The organism is Bacillota bacterium (assembly GCA_012837335.1).
Lineage (GTDB): Bacteria > Bacillota > Limnochordia > Darwinibacteriales > DTU012 > DTU012.
In genome coordinates, this window is the sequence record DURM01000058.1 from 1 (window position 1) to 17,711 (window position 17,711).

General features: G+C 45.0%; 16 protein-coding genes. 9 read left to right on the top strand and 7 right to left on the bottom strand.

Going from position 1 to position 17,711, the window contains the following annotated elements; all coding sequences use genetic code 11:
- Positions 1-317: 317 nt before the first annotated feature.
- The 7 genes from gyrA to dnaA form a co-directional block, all read right to left on the bottom strand.
- Positions 318-2,759, bottom strand: a complete 2,442-nt coding sequence (gene gyrA, locus GX019_07890; GenBank protein ID HHT37079.1) for a DNA gyrase subunit A — start codon at positions 2,757-2,759, stop codon at positions 318-320.
- A gap of 15 nt (positions 2,760-2,774) precedes the next feature.
- Positions 2,775-4,706 carry a DNA topoisomerase (ATP-hydrolyzing) subunit B gene (gene gyrB / locus GX019_07895; GenBank protein HHT37080.1) on the bottom strand — a complete coding sequence of 644 codons (1,932 nt, stop codon included), beginning with the start codon at positions 4,704-4,706 and terminating at the stop codon, positions 2,775-2,777.
- 45 nt (positions 4,707-4,751) lie between these two features.
- A complete protein-coding gene (locus GX019_07900; protein HHT37081.1) occupies positions 4,752-4,997 on the bottom strand; it encodes a DUF370 domain-containing protein in 246 nt (81 codons plus the stop codon).
- A gap of 6 nt (positions 4,998-5,003) precedes the next feature.
- Positions 5,004-6,128 (bottom strand): DNA replication/repair protein RecF, encoded by a 1,125-nt coding sequence (gene recF, locus GX019_07905; GenBank protein HHT37082.1) that lies wholly within the window; start codon positions 6,126-6,128, stop codon positions 5,004-5,006.
- Between the two features lies 1 nt (position 6,129).
- Positions 6,130-6,336, bottom strand: coding sequence for a S4 domain-containing protein YaaA (gene yaaA / locus GX019_07910; GenBank protein ID HHT37083.1), 207 nt, complete (start codon positions 6,334-6,336; stop codon positions 6,130-6,132).
- An 11-nt stretch (positions 6,337-6,347) separates the two neighbouring features.
- Entirely contained in the window at positions 6,348-7,448 is a 1,101-nt protein-coding gene (gene dnaN / locus GX019_07915) for a DNA polymerase III subunit beta (GenBank protein HHT37084.1), read from the bottom strand.
- A 252-nt stretch (positions 7,449-7,700) separates the two neighbouring features.
- Complete coding sequence (gene dnaA, locus GX019_07920; GenBank protein HHT37085.1) at positions 7,701-9,068, bottom strand: chromosomal replication initiator protein DnaA; 1,368 nt, start codon at positions 9,066-9,068, stop codon at positions 7,701-7,703.
- A gap of 618 nt (positions 9,069-9,686) precedes the next feature.
- Between dnaA and rpmH the strand changes: the two genes are divergently transcribed.
- The 9 genes from rpmH to rsmG all read left to right on the top strand — a co-directional run bounded on the left by rpmH (position 9,687) and on the right by rsmG (position 17,648).
- Complete coding sequence (rpmH, locus tag GX019_07925) at positions 9,687-9,821, top strand: 50S ribosomal protein L34 (protein HHT37086.1); 135 nt, start codon at positions 9,687-9,689, stop codon at positions 9,819-9,821.
- A 62-nt stretch (positions 9,822-9,883) separates the two neighbouring features.
- Positions 9,884-10,204, top strand: coding sequence for a ribonuclease P protein component (gene rnpA / locus GX019_07930; protein ID HHT37087.1), 321 nt, complete (start codon positions 9,884-9,886; stop codon positions 10,202-10,204).
- 26 nt (positions 10,205-10,230) lie between these two features.
- Entirely contained in the window at positions 10,231-10,458 is a 228-nt protein-coding gene (gene yidD, locus GX019_07935) for a membrane protein insertion efficiency factor YidD (GenBank protein HHT37088.1), read from the top strand.
- Positions 10,459-10,481: 23 nt separating this feature from the next.
- On the top strand, positions 10,482-11,105 hold the full coding sequence (locus GX019_07940) for a membrane protein insertase YidC (protein HHT37089.1): 624 nt from the start codon (positions 10,482-10,484) through the stop codon (positions 11,103-11,105).
- Positions 11,106-11,738 carry a protein jag gene (locus tag GX019_07945; GenBank protein HHT37090.1) on the top strand — a complete coding sequence of 211 codons (633 nt, stop codon included), beginning with the start codon at positions 11,106-11,108 and terminating at the stop codon, positions 11,736-11,738.
- Between the two features lie 68 nt (positions 11,739-11,806).
- Positions 11,807-13,198 carry a tRNA uridine-5-carboxymethylaminomethyl(34) synthesis GTPase MnmE gene (gene mnmE, locus GX019_07950; GenBank protein HHT37091.1) on the top strand — a complete coding sequence of 464 codons (1,392 nt, stop codon included), beginning with the start codon at positions 11,807-11,809 and terminating at the stop codon, positions 13,196-13,198.
- 7 nt (positions 13,199-13,205) lie between these two features.
- A complete protein-coding gene (gene mnmG / locus GX019_07955; GenBank protein HHT37092.1) occupies positions 13,206-15,077 on the top strand; it encodes a tRNA uridine-5-carboxymethylaminomethyl(34) synthesis enzyme MnmG in 1,872 nt (623 codons plus the stop codon).
- Positions 15,064-16,926, top strand: a complete 1,863-nt coding sequence (gene mnmG, locus GX019_07960; protein HHT37093.1) for a tRNA uridine-5-carboxymethylaminomethyl(34) synthesis enzyme MnmG — start codon at positions 15,064-15,066, stop codon at positions 16,924-16,926. The genes mnmG (GX019_07955) and mnmG (GX019_07960) overlap by 14 nt, the downstream gene beginning before the upstream one ends.
- Positions 16,926-17,648: a 16S rRNA (guanine(527)-N(7))-methyltransferase RsmG gene (gene rsmG, locus GX019_07965; protein ID HHT37094.1), complete on the top strand. Its 723-nt coding sequence runs from the start codon at positions 16,926-16,928 to the stop codon at positions 17,646-17,648. Before mnmG (GX019_07960) ends, rsmG begins: the two co-directional genes overlap by 1 nt.
- Positions 17,649-17,711 lie beyond the last annotated feature (63 nt).

A 17,711-nucleotide genomic window follows, 5' to 3' on the forward strand; every position in this document is an offset into this window, starting at 1 on the left:
CGCCAGCGTTCGTCCTGAGCCAGGATCAAACTCTCCAATAAAAATGGTTAAGTTTAATCTTTGCTCTTATTTGACAGAGCTGATAACTTTTAAAAAGTTACCCGCACTTCTGCTGTTTAGTTTTCAAGGTTCATTGCGCTTGTTCGTTGAGCGCAACACTTTTATCATAGCATGGTTAAAAAAGTTTGTCAACACATTTTTTGAAAATAAAATGTGAGATTGTAATGCCGCTAGCAGAAAACCCTAGCGGCACAATCTATCTTAACACCCTAAACAAGCTGTGTCAAGATGTTTTCTTACTTTTTTTAAGGATTTTTTTAGATCTTTTCCTCATCCCTGCCAACTAAATGGGCAGCTGCTACAACTTTATCATTTTCTTGGAGTTTCATCAAGATAACTCCTTGAGTATTGCGTCCAAGGCGGGAAATATCAGCAACGGCCATCCGGATCATAATACCTTCGAGGGAAATAAGCATGATCTCATTATTCTCATAGACCATCTTAGCTCCAACAATCCGACCGGTTTTATCGGTCTTATTCAAGGTTTTAATGCCTTTTCCGCCCCGATTGGTAATCCGGTATTCATCAATACCGGTCCGCTTGCCGTACCCCTTTTCAGTTACAACCAGCAGATCCTCACCGTTTGATACTACATCCATACCGATGACATAATCGTTTTCGTCAAGAGTGATTCCTTTGACCCCGCGAGCATTTCTGCCCATGGCTCGAACCTGATCTTCTGAGAACCGAATAGTCTGGCCTTCAGCTGTAGTTAGAATAATTTCCTGCTGACCATCGGTTAATTTTACGCTGACTACTTCGTCATCTTCAAGCAGGGAGATACCAATTAAGCCAGTGCGAGTGCTGTCATACTCGATTAAAGCAGTTTTCTTCACCATGCCCTGCTTAGTAGCCATAACCAGATACCAATCATCAGCGTATTCGCGGATTGGGATCGTAGCTTCGATCCGCTCACCTGGTTCTAAGTGGACGAGATTAATTACCGCAACACCTCTTGCATTGCGTCCGGCTTCCGGAATTTCATGGCCTTTTAAGCGGTAAACCCGGCCTTTATTGGTAAAGAACAGCACATAATTATGGGTGCTGGTAACAAACAGCTGTTCCACAAAATCTTCGTTGCGGTTACTAATAGCAGTAATGCCCCTTCCGCCTCTTCTCTGGGACCGATAGGTATCAACCGGCAGGCGTTTAATGTAGCCTTGATGTGTGAGAGTGACAATCAGATCCTCTTCGGCAATTAGATCTTCAATATCCAGATTAGAATCATCTCTCACGATCATCGTTCTTCTAGAATCGGAAAAACGCTCCTTAATCTCCATCAGCTCTTCTTTGATGATATTATAAACTAAATTCATATCGCCTAAGATTGTTCTCAGTCTCTGAATTGTCTGGAGCAGCTGCGCGTGCTCTGCTTCGATTTTTTCTCGTTCCAAGCCAGTTAATCTTCTCAGCTGCATATCGAGAATCGCTACAGCTTGACGCTCAGTTAGTTCAAACCGCTCCATCAGCGTCTGTTTAGCAACCTGATCATTTTGGGACCCTCTGATGATGCTGATAATCTCATCAATGTGATCGAGGGCAATCAGCAGTCCTTCCCGAATATGAGCATCATTTTCTGCCTTTTTCAGCTCATGTCTGCAGCGGCGAATTACAACATCTTTTTGGTGTTCAACATAATAGTGGAGCACCTGCTTTAGATTGAGGACTTTCGGTTCACCGTCAACCAAGGCCAGCATAATAACACCAAAAGTATCCTGCATTTGAGTGTGCTTGTACAATTGGTTTAAAATCACTCTCGGATCAACATCCCTGCGGAGTTCAATTACAACCCGCATTCCAGATTTATCAGATTCATCCCGCAGGTCGGTAATGCCGTCAATTCGTTTATCTCTGACTAAATCTGCAATCTTTTCGACCAGTTTAGCCTTGTTGACATTGTAAGGCAGCTCAGTAACGATAATCCGATGCTTACCGCTGTTCATCTGCTCAATTTGAGTTTTAGCGCGGACAAAAATGCGGCCACGGCCCGTTTCATAGGCTTCTTTAATCCCTTCCCTACCCAGAATCAGTCCTCCAGTTGGGAAGTCCGGACCAACAATCACGCGGCTCAGCTCTTTAATCGTCACATCGGGATTATCGATCAGCATAATGATTCCGTCGATCACTTCGCCTAAATTATGGGGCGGAATATTTGTAGCCATTCCCACCGCAATACCTGATGCGCCGTTTACCAGCAGATTTGGAAACCTGCTCGGCAGCACCGCTGGTTGATCAACTGTTTCGTCAAAGTTGGGCACAAAATCAACGGTATTTTTATCAATATCCCGCAGCATTTCCGCTGCTAACCGTGACAGCCGCGCTTCCGTATAACGCATTGCAGCCGGAGGATCGCCATCGACACTGCCGAAGTTGCCATGCCCATCGATTAGTTCATAGCGATATGAAAAATCCTGCGCCATCCGGACCATAGCATCATAGATCGCTGAATCGCCATGCGGATGGAATTTACCCATGACTTCGCCCACAATTCTAGCTGATTTCTTATAGGGGCGGTCATGACGCATGCCCAACTCGCCCATGGCGTAGATGATCCGGCGCTGCACCGGCTTCAAACCATCCCGCACATCGGGCAGAGCTCGTTCTACAATTACACTCATGGCATAATTGATATATGATGTTTTCATTTCTTCTACGAGTCTGACCGGAACTACTTTTCCTTCCCGAAACTCTGAATTCATGCCTATTAACTCCTTCTACACGTCCAAGTTAGTAACCAGTTTAGCATTAGCTTCAATAAATTCGCGCCGCGGTTCAACCTTTTCTCCCATCAGCGTTGTAAATATCTCGTCAGCTGCGATAGCGTCATCTAAACGCAGCTGCTGAATGATGCGGGTTTCCGGATTCATAGTGGTGTCCCACAGCTGCTGTTTATCCATCTCTCCCAGACCCTTATAGCGCTGGATGGTTATGCCAACTCGTCCGATTTCTTCCAGAAGTTTATCCAATTCTTCATCTGAGTAGCAGTAATATACGTTTTTGCGCTGTTCTATCTTATACAGCGGTGGTAGAGCAATAAAAACATGTCCATATTCCAACAGCGGCCGCATATAGCGATAGAAGAAAGTAAGGAGAAGAGTTCTGATGTGTGCTCCGTCCACATCGGCGTCCGTCATGATAATAATCTTGTCATAGCGGAGCTTAGTAAGATCAAACTCTTCGGAAATGCCTGTGCCGAATGCGGTAATCATAGAGCGAATTTCTGCATTGCTCAAAATCCGATCCAACCTCGCTTTTTCCACATTAAGAATCTTGCCTCTTAGCGGCAAAATAGCCTGGAACCGCCGGTCTCTCCCCTGCTTGGCTGTACCGCCCGCCGAGTCTCCCTCCACGATGAACAGCTCGCACAGCTTTGGATCAGTAAAGCTGCAGTCCGCTAGTTTACCAGGGAGCGACGAAACTTCCAAAGCGCTCTTTCTGCGGGTCAGCTCCCTTGCTTTGCGGGCCGCTTCCCGCGCCCTAAATGCAGAAATTGCTTTCTCAATAATTCTTTTCGATTCGGTTGGATGTTCTTCTAGATAAGTGCTGAGGTGCTCACTTACGATTGACTCAACAATTCCCCGCACTTCACTGTTGCCGAGTTTTGTTTTGGTTTGACCTTCAAACTGGGGTTCGGAAATCTTAACGCTGATTACAGCGGTCAGTCCTTCGCGGACATCTTCACCGCTTAAATTGTCTTCATTTTGTTTGAGCAGGTTATTTTTGCGGGCGTAATCATTGAGAGTACGTGTCAAAGCTGATCGGAAACCGCTTAAATGCGTCCCGCCTTCTTGGGTATTGATATTGTTGGCGAAAGTAAAGATGGTTTCGCTGTAGCCATCAGTGTACTGCAGGGCTACTTCCAGTTCGCACTCCCGTGTATCCTGAAAATAAACTGGATCGTGCAGTGCGGTTTTATTTCTGTTTAAATGCTCAACAAAGGAGATAATCCCGCCTTCGTAGTGATAAGTAACTTCTTTATTATCCCGGTGATCAATAAAATGAATTTTCACACCTTTATTTAAAAATGCCAGTTCTCTCAGGCGATAAGTGATTGTATCTGCTTGAAATTCTGTTGTTTCAAAGATCGCTGCATCGGGCTTAAATGTGATCTGGGTTCCCTGCTTATCTGTTGCTCCCACAATCTGCAGTTCTGTCTCGGGAGTTCCCCGCTGATAGCGCTGGGAATAGTGCTTCCCATCAGTAAAAACATCAACTTTCAGCCACTCCGACAAAGCATTGACGACAGAAATTCCTACGCCGTGCAGTCCACCGGAAACCTTATAACCGCCGCCTTCTTGGCCGAATTTGCCTCCAGCGTGTAGTTTAGTAAGTACGGTTTCTACTGCAGACTTGCCGGTTTTCTCAACAATACCGACCGGAATTCCCCGGCCGTTATCGGTTACCCGAATTGAGCCATCCGTGAAAATTTCAACACTGATAAAATCACAAAAACCCGCCAGCGCCTCATCAATGCTGTTATCCACCACCTCAACTACAAGATGGTGCAGACCATTGCTGTCAGTGCTGCCGATATACATTCCAGGGCGGCGCCTTACCGCTTCCAGCCCCTCAAGTACTTGAATTTTATCTGCAGTATAATTTGATGTGTTCGCGTTATTCTTCAATATTACATCTACTCCCTGCATAAATTAACTTCCCATTTAGTTATTATAACACAATAACCAAATTGACTACAAATTAAGAAAATCAGAAACTCTCTTTTTAAGAGTTGAGGCTGAGATTGGCGACAGATAAATTCGGTTATTTGTCACGACAAACGACTTCGGCTTTTCAGGCTCCCCTTTAACAAAGCCCTCTTCCGCCGCTGTTCGTAAAAATTCCCTAGTGTAGACGGAGGTTTTCTCAGCCTTAATGTCGATGATTGCTACAATATCTTTCATCAAAATCGACTCTTCCTGGCCAATATGCAAGAACATATCTCATCAGCGCCTTTCCTGGACTTGTCCTGCTTTAACCGCAAAAACTGCTGCACCTCTTACTAAGCTAGACTCGAAATCTGATATATCAGTAGTAGTTATAATTGTTTGAACTTTTTTGTGTAATATTTCCACCAAAAAATGCCTGCGCAGTTCATCAAGTTCTGACATTACATCGTCAAGTAAAATAGCAGGGTATTTTCCTGTTTCCGATTTCATATATTCCAATTCAGCTAAACGGCAGGCTAAGACTGCTGTGCGCTGCTGTCCTTGACTGCCGTATATCCTCGCATCCATTCGATTGATTAAAAACTGAAAGTCATCTCTTTGAGGCCCAACCAGCGAGTAGCCTCGTTTGAGTTCAGCTGCTTTCACTGATTTTAAAGCTTGATCAAAACGCTCTTTAACTGTTTCTAAGCTGTACTCCTGATCAACATCCGGTTCTGATGCAAAAAAGGGAAGATAGCGCAGCATCAGCTCTTCACTGCCATCACTGAGCCTGCGATGCATCAATCTGCTTAAAAGGCCTAATTTGTGGATCATTTGTGCTCGTTTAACAATTAAGCGGCTGCCCAGTTCGACCAGCTGCTGATCCCAAACTTCCAGCATGCCAGCATCTTTGTTTCCGAAGGCAGCAACCTTAAGAAGGGAATTGCGGTGCTGCAGCACTTTTTGGTAATCGAGGAGCAGACTGCGGTATCCAGGATCGACCTGGGAAATCTCCAAATCAAGAAAGCGGCGCCGCTCTCCCGGAGTCCCTTTAATCAAATATAAGTCATCCGGAGTAAATAAAACCACGTTAAAAATACCCACAAACTGGCGGTGCGGCGTTTCTTTTTTATTGAACCTAAGAATTTTTGGGGCATTTCTCTGCAGCACAACTTCGAGGTTATGAACTGCTTCGATGGTAACCTCGCCCGATATCAAACTGTATTTCTGACCGTGCTGAATCATTTCCGCATCTTTGGCGGCACGAAAAGACCGGGCTGCTGCCAAAAGATAAACTGCCTCGAGAATATTGGTTTTTCCTTGGGCGTTATGGCCCACAAAAATATTAACTTTCGGATCTAGATCTAGACTCAAACTTTGGTAATTGCGAAAGTTTGAGAAGTGCAGCTTTCTGATAACCATCCTAGATTACCTTTATTGTCCGGTCGCCTACGGTCACAATATCATTGCGGTATACTTTTTTACCGCGTCTGGTTTCAACAGCACCATTGAGCAGAACCTCGCCGCTTTGAATTAACTGTTTAGCTTCCCCACCGCTGGCTGCTATATTTGCCCATTTTAGCAGTTGATCGAGATTGATCGATTCTGTCTTTATTTCGATTTTTTCCATTGTTTTCCTCCCTATTGACTCAAACGAACCGGCATTAAAATGTACTTCTGATCCTCGTCGTTATCAGCCTGCATTAAACACTGCTGCAGGTCGGAGTTGAAGTGGAAAAAGATCTGCTCTGCATCTGCTGCTTTCAGCATATCCAAAATATACTTGGCTGAAAAAGCAGCTCTGCCATTTTCCCCTTGGTGTTCGACATTAAGTTTTTCCTGACTTTTACCCTTACTGCCGGTTGGAGTACTGATTTCGAGAACACCGTCAACAGCTTCAAAAATAACCACCTGTGTACCATCGTCGCTGTCAATCAAAGCTGCTCTTTCTACCGCTGCAATCAGCATCTGCCTGTTAACGGTAATCTGAATCGGTTCATGATTAGGAAACAAGCCTCTGTACTGAGGGAAGCGGTCCTCGATCAATCTGGTTGTGATCTTATTTGCTCCGTATTCAAAAATTAAGTACTTTTCTCCAAACGAGATGTTTATCGGTGTGGTGTCATTAGGCAGACTCCGCTGCAGCTCCTGCATAGTTTTCATAGGGACTAACATTTCAGTATTAGGAACATTAGTGTCAAGTTTTACAGCGTAATAGGATAAGCGATTAATATCTGTAGCCACAAAATTCAGCTGATTGTCAATTGTTTCAAATAAAATTCCATTTAAGAATGGGCGGCGATCGTCTTTGCCGCACGCGTAAATCGTGTTTTTGATCATTTTTAACAATTTGTTCGCCGGCAGAGAAAACTGTACTTGCTCTGCTTGCGGAAGTTCAGGGAAATCTTCTTCAGTCAAAACATTGAGTGCAAATTCAACATTGCCAGCTGTAATTATCAGTTGGTTATCAATGATTTCAAAAATGATTGGCTGATCAGGCAGTTTTTTGATTATAGCTGCTAAGAGTTTTCCATCAACTACGGTTTTATCTGCTCTATTAACATAAGCTTCAAACTCTGATTTAATACCCAGCTCAAGGTTAGTAGCTGTTAAGATTACTTGGCTGTCAGCTGCAGCGATATGAATACCAGTTAAGATTGGTACATCGTTTTGACTAGCTACTGCTTTTTCAACTAAGTTTACTGCTGGCAGTAAATCTGATAACGAGCATTGAAAATGCATAATTATTCCTCCTGTGGATGTTTATACAAAGTGATGTAAGTAATCTATTAGAATAAAAGATCTTAGTAGTAGTACTAGTAGTGCATGTGAGCGATGTGGATAAGCCTGCAAAGCAGGATGATGATTGAGTTTATCCACAATGACAACTTGTGGTTAGTTAAACATTTTTATCCACAAAGTCCAAAAAGGCCAAAAACCTGATTTTTTGAATTCACAACTAACAAACAAGCCTATAAAGAGGTTATCCACAGATTAAGAGCTTTGAATAGCATCAATCAGCTCTTTCACTGTTAACTGCAGAGATGGATCTTGCTGGATCTCTTTTCCGATTTTATCGCAGGCGTGCATTACAGTTGTGTGGTCGCGTCCGCCAAACTCTTCACCAATTTTCGGCAGCGAGTTCTCCGTCAACTCTCGAGAAAGGTACATGGCTACCTGGCGCGGATAAGCAATTGACCGTGTTCTTTTTTTGGCTTTCATATCAGAAACCTTGATGCCGTAGTGGTTAGCCACCACCTGCTGAATCAGTTCGATAGTAATCAATTTTTGTTTTTGGGTGCCGATAATATCCTTTAAGGCTTCAACGGCAATTTCTTGAGAAATCGGTGCTCTGTTTAGGTTTGCGTAAGCCACAACCCTTACAAAGGCTCCTTCCAGCTCGCGAATATTGGACTGCACGTGATTAGCAATGTAAGCCAAAACGTCAGCAGGGGCATCGATTCCTTCCATATCGGCTTTCTTTCTCAGGATTGCGATTCTGGTCTCCAGATCAGGGGGCTGAATATCGGTAGTCAATCCCCATTCAAACCGGCTGCGCAGTCGCTCTTCTAGGGTAGGAATTTCTTTTGGCGGCCGATCTGAGGAAATAACCAGCTGCTTATTGGCTTCGTATAAAGCGTTAAAGGTGTGGAAGAATTCTTCTTGAGTCGATTCTTTACCGGCCACAAACTGAATATCGTCAATTAAAAGAATATCGGCATTGCGGTACTTTGCCCTAAATTCAACCATGGATTTATTTCCAATAGCTTTAATTAAATCATTAGTAAATGTTTCGGAGGTAATATAAATAACGCGGATATCGGGATCCTTTTCCAGGGCATAGTGACCGATGGCATGCATTAGATGGGTCTTACCTAGTCCGACTCCTCCATATAAAAATAAAGGATTATAAGCTCTAGCTGGGGCTTCTGCTACTGCTAAACTTGCTGCATGTGCAAAACGGTTGGAATTACCGACCACAAAAGTATCAAAAGTATACTTAGAATTCAGAATACTCGCATCTTTTGGTTCTGGATGCTGATCGCTGGTTGGTTTGGCCGGTTTCTTTTCCGGTAACACTTCGCGCCGTTCTGGCTGTTCCGGGGCCTGCTGAGGTGCATCTACCTCAAAACGCAGTTCCCAGTTTTCATTGATAATATGGCGCAGCGTTTTGCGTAATGCCAAAGTATAACGCGCTTCAACCCAGTCGCGAGTAAATTCGTTTGGAACGGTGATATAAAGCGTGGAGCCTTCTAACCGGCTGGGCTTAGTATGTTTTAGCCAAGCATCAAATGATGCCTGGGCAACTTCGCTTGTCATGACCTTTAGTACTTCGTTCCAAATACTCCTCAACTGGTCCATTACAACTTCCTCCTACAATTATGGTTGATCTAATCATTCTTTATTTAATCCACAGGATCCTGCTTCGACAAAATAAAACAACCCCCAACCATTTTTGGGGATAACAGTTATGTGCATAAAAATCAGCTGGTTTTACACATAATCCACGGTTCCTAAACCCGTTGTAGATGCGGGTTTTTTAAAAAATATCCACAGTATCAACAGGATATCCACAGAAACAGTTATCAACAAGGATTACGAGTTATCCCTGTTCGATACCCACATCATCCACAAAACAATCCACAAGCGATATTTTGTTTAAAAGTGGTGGATAAGTCAATCGGGGTAGGCATTTATCGGTTTTTATCAGATTTTACCAGCTGAGGATTATTCACAACCCCCAATTCGACAAGTAATCCACAAACTTATCTACAGGCTGTGAATAAAAAAACCCTTATTTATCAGAATTCTTGGGTATTGTAACAGACAAACCCTGGTTTATCAACATCTTTGTGGATATACTACTATGGAAAATGTGGAAAAGTGTTCGCCTTGTTTTTACGGTTGACACCGCTATTAAAAATAAGTTAAAATAAGGCAGGTATGTATATGGGATGGTAGTGGAAGGAGGTAGTGGCAGTGAAAAGAACATTTCAACCTAATAATAGAAAGCGCAAAAGAAACCATGGCTTTTTAGCGCGGATGAAAACCAAAGGCGGCCGCAGAGTTATTGCTGCTCGCAGAAGAAAGGGTAGAAAAACCTTAACTGCATAAAAGCCTATGACCCGGAAACGGGTCTCTCTTTTACGGCGGAGATTGGAGGAAAAATCGTACTCATGAAGAGGGAACAGCGTTTGACGCGCCGAGAAGATTTCCGCAGAGTCTACCGAAATGGATCCATTAAATTTGGGCGATATCTCGTGGTGCACCTTCTTCCCGTAACGGATGGCAGTACAAAGGTTGGAATCTCTGTGAGCAAAAAAGTTGGTAATGCGGTGGTTCGCAATCGGGTAAAGCGCCGTCTGCGTGAAATTGTGAGGTTAAATTGGGAGCAGCTGCCTGAAAGGCATTATGTAGTATTCGGAGCTAAAGCCAAGAGCAGATATGCCAGTCACCAGCAGCTGCAGGCAGACTTTCACCAGCTATTAAAGGTATAAAAAGGTTAATAGAAGAAGGGGATACTATGAAAACTATTTCGAAGCTTGTTCTATCGATTCCCCTATTTGTCATATTCATCTATCAAAAGCTGATTTCTCCGCTCCTGCCGGCAAGATGCCGTTTTATACCTACTTGTTCAGAATATACAAAACAAGCGATCATACGTTATGGATTTAAAGGATTATGGTTGGGATTACGCCGCATTTTGCATTGTCATCCATGGAATCCCGGCGGTTATGATCCAGTTCCATAAGCGATTTAAGGGGGACATTTAATTTGGCTTGGCTTGCGGATGGATTACGATGGTTATTTGATTTAATTGTCGGGTTTTCAAACAGCTACGGTATAGCAATCATTCTAGTTACAATCCTGATCAGACTGGTACTGCTGCCTCTAACATTTAAACAGGCGAAAAACATGCAGTTGATGAAGGAAATCCAACCTAAGTTAGAGGAACTGCAGAAAAAATACAAGGATAATCCTCAAGAACTCCAAAACAGGACAATGAAGCTTTACCAGGATTATAAATACAATCCCTTCAGTGGATGTCTGCCGCTGTTGGTTCAGCTCCCGATATTATGGGCATTTTTTGCAGTACTTAGGGATCTGCCCCAGAGTGACTTAGCTCAGTTTTTTTATTTGAACTTGACCGAGCCTGATCCGTACTATATTTTGCCGCTGCTTTCTGTACTAACTCAATTTATTAACGTCTGGCAGACTTCTGCTGGTTCTCAGCAGCGCGGAATGCTGATGTTTATGCCGCTCTTTATTGGCTGGATCAGTACTAGGCTGCCTGCAGGTTTGGTATTGTATTGGGTTGTAGGAAATATCTTTACGATTCTACAGCAAGCATGGATCAGCAAAAAGTTTCCAACTGCGCCACAAGGGGGACAAAGTTAAATGAAATCTGTAGAGATAACCGCACGTTCCGTTGAGGAAGCTGTTAACGAGGGTTTAGAAAAATTGGGTGCGACACGGGAAGATGTGGAAGTTACTGTCTTGGAAGAGGGATCCAAAGGATTATTTGGAATTCTAGGCTCCAGACAGGCAAAAGTCAGATTGGAATTAATTATTAACGCCAAATATAAAAGCCAAGTCGCCAAGAATTATCTCCAGGAAATTCTGCGTTTGATGAATGTTGAAGCTGATATCCATATTGATGTCAGTGATGAGGAAAATGTCAGATTGGCCATGTATGGTGAAAATCTTGGATTATTGATTGGAAGACGTGGGCAAACTTTAGATGCGCTCCAGTACTTAGTCAGTATGGTAGCAAACCGCGAGGGCGGTAAATGGGTTAGAATTATTATTGATGTAGAAGGATATCGGAGCCGCAGAGAGAATACATTAAAGTCTCTGGCACAAAGATTAGCTGCCCGAGCAGTAGACAGCGGCAGAAGAGTGGTTCTCGATCCAATGACGCCTTTAGAGCGCAGAATAATCCATACGGAGCTGTCAGAAAATCCTGATGTGGAGACCCACAGTGAGGGGCGAGAACCATATCGCCGAGTGATTATCGTTCCGAAAAGATAAATGAGCGTGCCGCTGGTACGCTTATTTTATTTACAGAGCAGATTTACAGGAAATGGTGGGAAACAACTATGTTCAGTGATACTATCGCAGCTATTTCAACTGCATTAGGTGAAGCAGGTATCGGTATTATCCGCGTCAGCGGTAAGGATGCCATAAAAATATCTGATCAGGTTTTCAAGGGCAAGGGCCGCAAGAAGCTTGCCGAGCTGCCGGGCTTTACTGTCCGTTATGGTAAAATCGTTGATCGCAATGGGGCAACTATTGATGAAGCATTGGCCTTAGTTATGCGGGGACCGAATTCGTATACCGGCGAAGACGTGGTGGAACTGCAGTGCCATGGCGGTGTAGTTGTGCAGCAGCGAATTCTAGAGCTGTTATTATCGCTAGGTGCGCGCCTGGCTGAGCCGGGAGAGTTCACCAAACGGGCTTTTTTAAATGGCCGCATGGATCTATCTCAAGCAGAAGCGGTAATTGATATCATCCGCTCTAAAACTGACCGCAGTTTAGATGTGGCAGTTAACCAGCTGGAAGGCAGCTTAAGCCGCAGGATCCAGTCGCTGCGGGAAAAACTCTATGATTTGGTGGTTCAGGTTGAAGCAGCTATCGATTTTCCGGAAGATGATATTCCGGAGATCGGCATTGAGACAATGAAAAGTGTAATTCTTGATGCTGTAAATGAGGTCACAAAGCTGATTGACACTGCTGATAACGGTAAGGTGCTGCGGGAAGGCCTTAAAACGGTGATTACCGGAAAACCCAATGTGGGTAAATCCAGCCTGCTGAACCGCCTCCTTGATGAGAACCGCGCCTTGGTAACAGATATTCCCGGAACGACCCGAGATACTATCGAAGAGGTCTTAAATATCAACGGCATTCCCCTGCGATTAATCGATACCGCGGGAATCCGCAGCTCCGAAGACCAGGTGGAACAGCTCGGAGTTAAGCGGGCACTGGAACTAGTAAAAGAAGCGGATCTAATCCTGCATGTGCTGGATATCAGCCGAGAATTAGAATCTGAAGACATTCAGCTGCTGACTCAGCTAAAAGACCGCAAACGTGTGATTATCATTAATAAAATCGATCTGCCGCGCCAGTGGGATTCCAGATCCTATCTCCTCAATTCCGGTTACATTGATGATGGTGTGCCTGTGGTGGAAATTTCGCTGACGGAAGATGATCTGGAACCGCTGTTAGACTGCATTATCAGCTTAATCATGGGTGGAGTTGTGCAGATTGAGCGGGAAAATGCGATTATTACGCGGAGCAGACACAAGCACGCGTTAATTGAAGCTCGCACAGATTTAGAACAGGCCATGGAAACTCTGGACCAGGGACTGCCATTAGACTTAATCTCGATTGGCTTAAATGGAGCTTTAGAGCATTTAGGTGAAATTACCGGCGAGACAGTCCGGGAAAATATTATCGAACGGATTTTTGCTCAATTTTGTATTGGAAAGTAGGAAAAGCATGAGTAAGGAATATGCAGTAATAGTGGTTGGCGGTGGGCACGCCGGCTGTGAAGCAGCTTTAGCGGCAGCGCGGCTTGGCTGTAAAACGCTGCTGATCACTATGAATTTAGATACAATAGCACAGTTATCATGTAATCCTGCGATTGGGGGACCGGCTGCCAAGAGCCATTTAGTAAGGGAAATCGATGCTTTAGGCGGCGAAATGGGCAAAGTAATTGACCAGACCTATCTGAACATTAGAATGCTGAATCTCAGCAGGGGTCCGGCTGTGCACGCTCTAAGGGCCCAAGCAGATAAAGTCAAATACCGGGCTGTGATGACCATGACTTTAGAATCACAGCCAAATCTCCGGGTCCTCCAGGGAGTAGTTACCAATATTCTCCATGAAGATGGTGTAGTATACGGAGTGCAGCTTAAGACCGGCACTAAAATAACTGCTGAAACAGTTATTCTCACAACCGGTACTTTTATGCGGGGCGTAGTGGTGATCGGTCATGTTCGCTATCCCGGCGGGCGCCAGGGTGAGCCAAGCGCCGATGAGCTGTCCCAGAGTTTGCGGGATGCAGGGCTGAGATTAGCCAGATTTCAAACTGCAACCCCACCGCGAATTCACGCTGACAGTGTAGACTACAGCAAGCTGAACTGCCAGCATGGCTCAGAAACACCTCTGCGGTTCTCGTTTGATACGCCGCGGATTGTTCGCGAGCAGGTTCCCTGCTGGTATACAAGAACAACACCGGAAACTATTCAAGTAATCCGTGATAACATCCATTTATCGCCGATTCAAACAGGCACGGTCCAGGGGAAAGGTCCCCGTTACTGTCCGTCGATTGACCGGAAAGTTTTGCGCTTTCCGGATAAAGCGGATCATCAGATCTTTTTAGAGCCGGAAGGGGAGTATACCAAAGAGCTTTACTGCTTAGGGCTGACTACTAGTATGCCGGAGCAAATTCAAAGCGAAATCCTCAAAACTATTCCGGGTCTGGAAAATGTGCAGATTATGCGTACCGGTTATGCTGTTGAGTATGATTATATTCTTCCGGAGCAGACCTATCCAACTCTAGAATCTAAATTGGTTAAGGGTTTGTATACGGCGGGGCAGATCAATGGAACTTCCGGCTATGAGGAAGCGGCTGCCCAGGGGTTGATTGCGGGCATAAACGCTGCCCATAAAGTAATGGGCAGACCGCCATTGATTTTATCTCGGTCTCAAGCTTATATCGGTGTTTTAATTGATGATTTAGTTACTAAAGGTACCGACGAGCCGTACCGGATGATGACATCCAGAGCCGAGTATCGCTTGATCCTGCGTCAGGACAACGCGGATCTGCGTCTGAGGGAACTTGGCTATAAAATCGGTTTGATCGATGAACAGCGCTACCAAAAACTCCAGGCTAAGAAAAAAGCTATTCAAGATACGCTGAAGTGGCTGCGGGAAACTCCGGTTTCTCCAACCCGGGAAGTGCGGGATTATCTAATTGAAATGGGCTCAGGGGATCTGCAGAAAGCAGTTACACTCCATGAGATTCTCCAGCGTCCCAAACTTAAATTCAGCGATTTAGAATTCTTTGCACCTCTACCGGCTTTAGATCCGGAGGTAATCGAACAAGTGGAGATCGAATGCAAGTTTAAGGGCTATATCGAGCGCCAGCTGCGGCAGATTGAGGAGTTCAATAAAATGGAGGATATTGCTATTCCTGAAGATATGGATTACCTTAAGATTAAGGGACTCCGCAGCGAAGCAGTGGAGCGCTTAACAGCGATTAAACCTGCTTCGATAGGGCAGGCAGCGCGGATCTCTGGGGTATCTCCGGCAGATATTAATGTGTTACTTGTTGTACTGAAGGGAGAAAAGCATGTATCGGCATAGCACATCAGAATATGACGTTATAGTAGTCGGCGCGGGCCATGCCGGCTGTGAAGCTGCGTTGGCTGCGGCCAGAATGGGACAGCAGGTGCTGCTGTTAACTTTGAATTTGGATAATGTGGCGCTTCTGCCGTGCAATCCTTCCTTAGGTGGTCCAGCTAAAGCGAATCTAATCCGAGAAATCGACGCCTTAGGTGGAGAAATGGCTAAAGTAGCTGATGCAACATTAATGCAGATGCGGCGCCTCAATACTCGTAAGGGTCCTGCTGTTCAGGCTTTGCGTGCCCAGATTGATCGGAAGTTATATCAGCGGCGGATGAAATATATTCTCGAGACTACTCCTAATCTGTACTTAAAGGAAGGAACAGTCAGCGATCTGCTGGTTAATAACAACCGTGTTTATGGGGTGAAGATTGGAAATACTAGTGTCCGGGGTAAGGTTGTGATACTGGCAACTGGTACCTATCTCCGGTCGGTAATTTTTGTCGGGGAAGATTCGTTTTCTTCAGGGCCGCAGGGCCAGCTGCCTGCTGTTGCCCTTGGTCATGCTTTAGAAAAATGGCTCCCGTTGGTAAGATTTAAAACCGGGACACCAGCCCGGGTAAATCTGCGCTCGATTGACTATGACAAAATGATCATTCAACCGGCCAACGAGCATTTTCAGGGTTTTTCCTTTGAAACACAGGGTTTGGATCTTGAGCAGGTTCCCTGCTGGCTGACTTACACTAACGAAAAAACCCACCAGATTGTGCGGGAAAACCTCCATCGGGCGGCGCTGTATACCGGAGCGGTAAAAGGGGTCGGACCCCGCTACTGTCCATCAATTGAAAGTAAAGTTGTGGAGTTTCCAGATCGCGACCGCCATCAGGTCTTTGTTGAACCGGAAGGGTGGGATACCAACGAAGGTTACTTAAGCGGTTTGTCAAGCTCACTTCCCGCTGATGTTCAGATTGATTTGATCAGGACCGTTCCCGGCTTGGAGAATGTGGAAATTATGCGGTTTGGCTATGCTATTGATTATGACTGTCTGGATCCGACAGTGCTCAACAGCTATCTTCAGGTTAAAGAATATGAAGGATTGTTTGCCGCAGGGCAGATTAACGGCACCAGCGGCTATGAAGAAGCTGCGGCGCAGGGTCTGCTGGCTGGAATTAACGCTGCGCTCTATCTGCAGGGTAAGGATTTGATTACAATCGATCGCTCGCAAGCCTACATTGGGGTATTGATTGATGATCTAGTAATCAAGGGCACTAAAGAGCCGTATCGGCTGATGACTTCCCATGCTGAGTATCGGCTGAACCTTCGCATTGACAATGCCGATCAGAGACTGACTCCCTTAGGATACAAGCTCGGTTTAATCTCGGAAGAGCGATACCGGAAATTTGAGCAGAAATGGGAAGCTATTGACAAGGAAATCGACCGCCTGGAAAACTACAAGCTGGGCTCAACTGCAGAAACTAACGAGATTCTGCGCGAGCTGGGAACAGCTCCGATCAAGCACGGTTTCAGCCTGGCGGAGATTTTAAGACGCCCTGAGATCCAATATCAGGATCTAGCCCGCTTTGAGGAGCTGCCGGATTTGGATCCGATTGTAGTTGAGCAGGTGGAGATATCGATTAAATACCGCGGTTATCTTGAGAAGCAGGAAGCTGCTATCGCCCGGTTCAGGAAATTGGAGCACCGGCGCATTCCAGATCAAATCGACTATCGCCAGATTCCAGGCTTATCAAGAGAAGCCCAGGAAAAGCTGGAGCGTGTAAAGCCCCTTACCTTAGGGCAGGCATCGCGGATATCAGGGGTTTCACCAGCAGATATTTCTGTGCTGCTAGTATACTTGGAAGGGAAAAGCTGATGGATAAAGAAAAACTGCGTACAACACTAATTCGCGGCTGCTCGCTTTTAAAAATCGAAATTAACTCCCATCAAGTCGAGCAGCTGCTTAAGTTTGCTGATTTAATTGAAGAAGCAAACCAGCAGATGAATTTAACAAGAATTACTTCTGAAGAAGATTTTGCGGTTAAGCACTTAGTGGACTGCCTTGCTCTGCAGATCACAGGCCTGGACTTTACAGGCAGGGGAATTGATGTCGGCAGCGGTGCCGGATTTCCCGGAATTGTGATTGCCAGCTGTTTGACCCGGGATCCAATCATTTTATTAGATTCTTTAGAAAAAAGGGTAAAATTCTTACAAAACGTTGCAGACGAACTTAACCTAGACCATGTTACCTGTATCCACGGTAGAGCTGAAGACGCAGCAAGGGACCCAGATTACAGGGAGAAGTTCCAGTGGGTTACAGCGCGGGCTGTAGCTCCTCTGCCGGTTCTGCTGGAATACTGCGCTCCATTTATCGAGGTTGGTGGCTATTTCGTTGCGATGAAGGGAAGCAATGTCGAGTCAGAGTTGGAAGAGGCAGCCAATGCAATCAAGCTCTTGAATTTAAGCATAGTTGATCAGCGTGAGTTTGAACTTCCCTTTGACATGGGAGGGCGGTCAATAATCACTTTCAAAAAAGAATCCGCCATTTCGGAAAAATATCCGAGAAAAGCCGGTATTCCCAGCAAAAAGCCGCTGTAATTCGAGATTTAATCTCGTTTTACAGCGGTTTTTTTCATATTGTTTTTCGGATAAAATCCATTT

Coding starts and splice junctions, on each gene's coding strand:
- gyrA (HHT37079.1), bottom strand. CDS start 2,759: ATGAATTCAGAGTTTCGGGAAGGAAAAGTAGTTCCGGTCAGACTCGTA.
- gyrB (HHT37080.1), bottom strand. CDS start 4,706: ATGCAGGGAGTAGATGTAATATTGAAGAATAACGCGAACACATCAAAT.
- GX019_07900 (HHT37081.1), bottom strand. CDS start 4,997: ATGTTCTTGCATATTGGCCAGGAAGAGTCGATTTTGATGAAAGATATT.
- recF (HHT37082.1), bottom strand. CDS start 6,128: ATGGTTATCAGAAAGCTGCACTTCTCAAACTTTCGCAATTACCAAAGT.
- yaaA (HHT37083.1), bottom strand. CDS start 6,336: ATGGAAAAAATCGAAATAAAGACAGAATCGATCAATCTCGATCAACTG.
- dnaN (HHT37084.1), bottom strand. CDS start 7,448: ATGCATTTTCAATGCTCGTTATCAGATTTACTGCCAGCAGTAAACTTA.
- dnaA (HHT37085.1), bottom strand. CDS start 9,068: ATGGACCAGTTGAGGAGTATTTGGAACGAAGTACTAAAGGTCATGACA.
- rnpA (HHT37087.1), top strand. CDS start 9,884: ATGAAGAGGGAACAGCGTTTGACGCGCCGAGAAGATTTCCGCAGAGTC.
- yidD (HHT37088.1), top strand. CDS start 10,231: ATGAAAACTATTTCGAAGCTTGTTCTATCGATTCCCCTATTTGTCATA.
- GX019_07945 (HHT37090.1), top strand. CDS start 11,106: ATGAAATCTGTAGAGATAACCGCACGTTCCGTTGAGGAAGCTGTTAAC.
- mnmE (HHT37091.1), top strand. CDS start 11,807: ATGTTCAGTGATACTATCGCAGCTATTTCAACTGCATTAGGTGAAGCA.
- mnmG (HHT37092.1), top strand. CDS start 13,206: ATGAGTAAGGAATATGCAGTAATAGTGGTTGGCGGTGGGCACGCCGGC.
- mnmG (HHT37093.1), top strand. CDS start 15,064: ATGTATCGGCATAGCACATCAGAATATGACGTTATAGTAGTCGGCGCG.
- rsmG (HHT37094.1), top strand. CDS start 16,926: ATGGATAAAGAAAAACTGCGTACAACACTAATTCGCGGCTGCTCGCTT.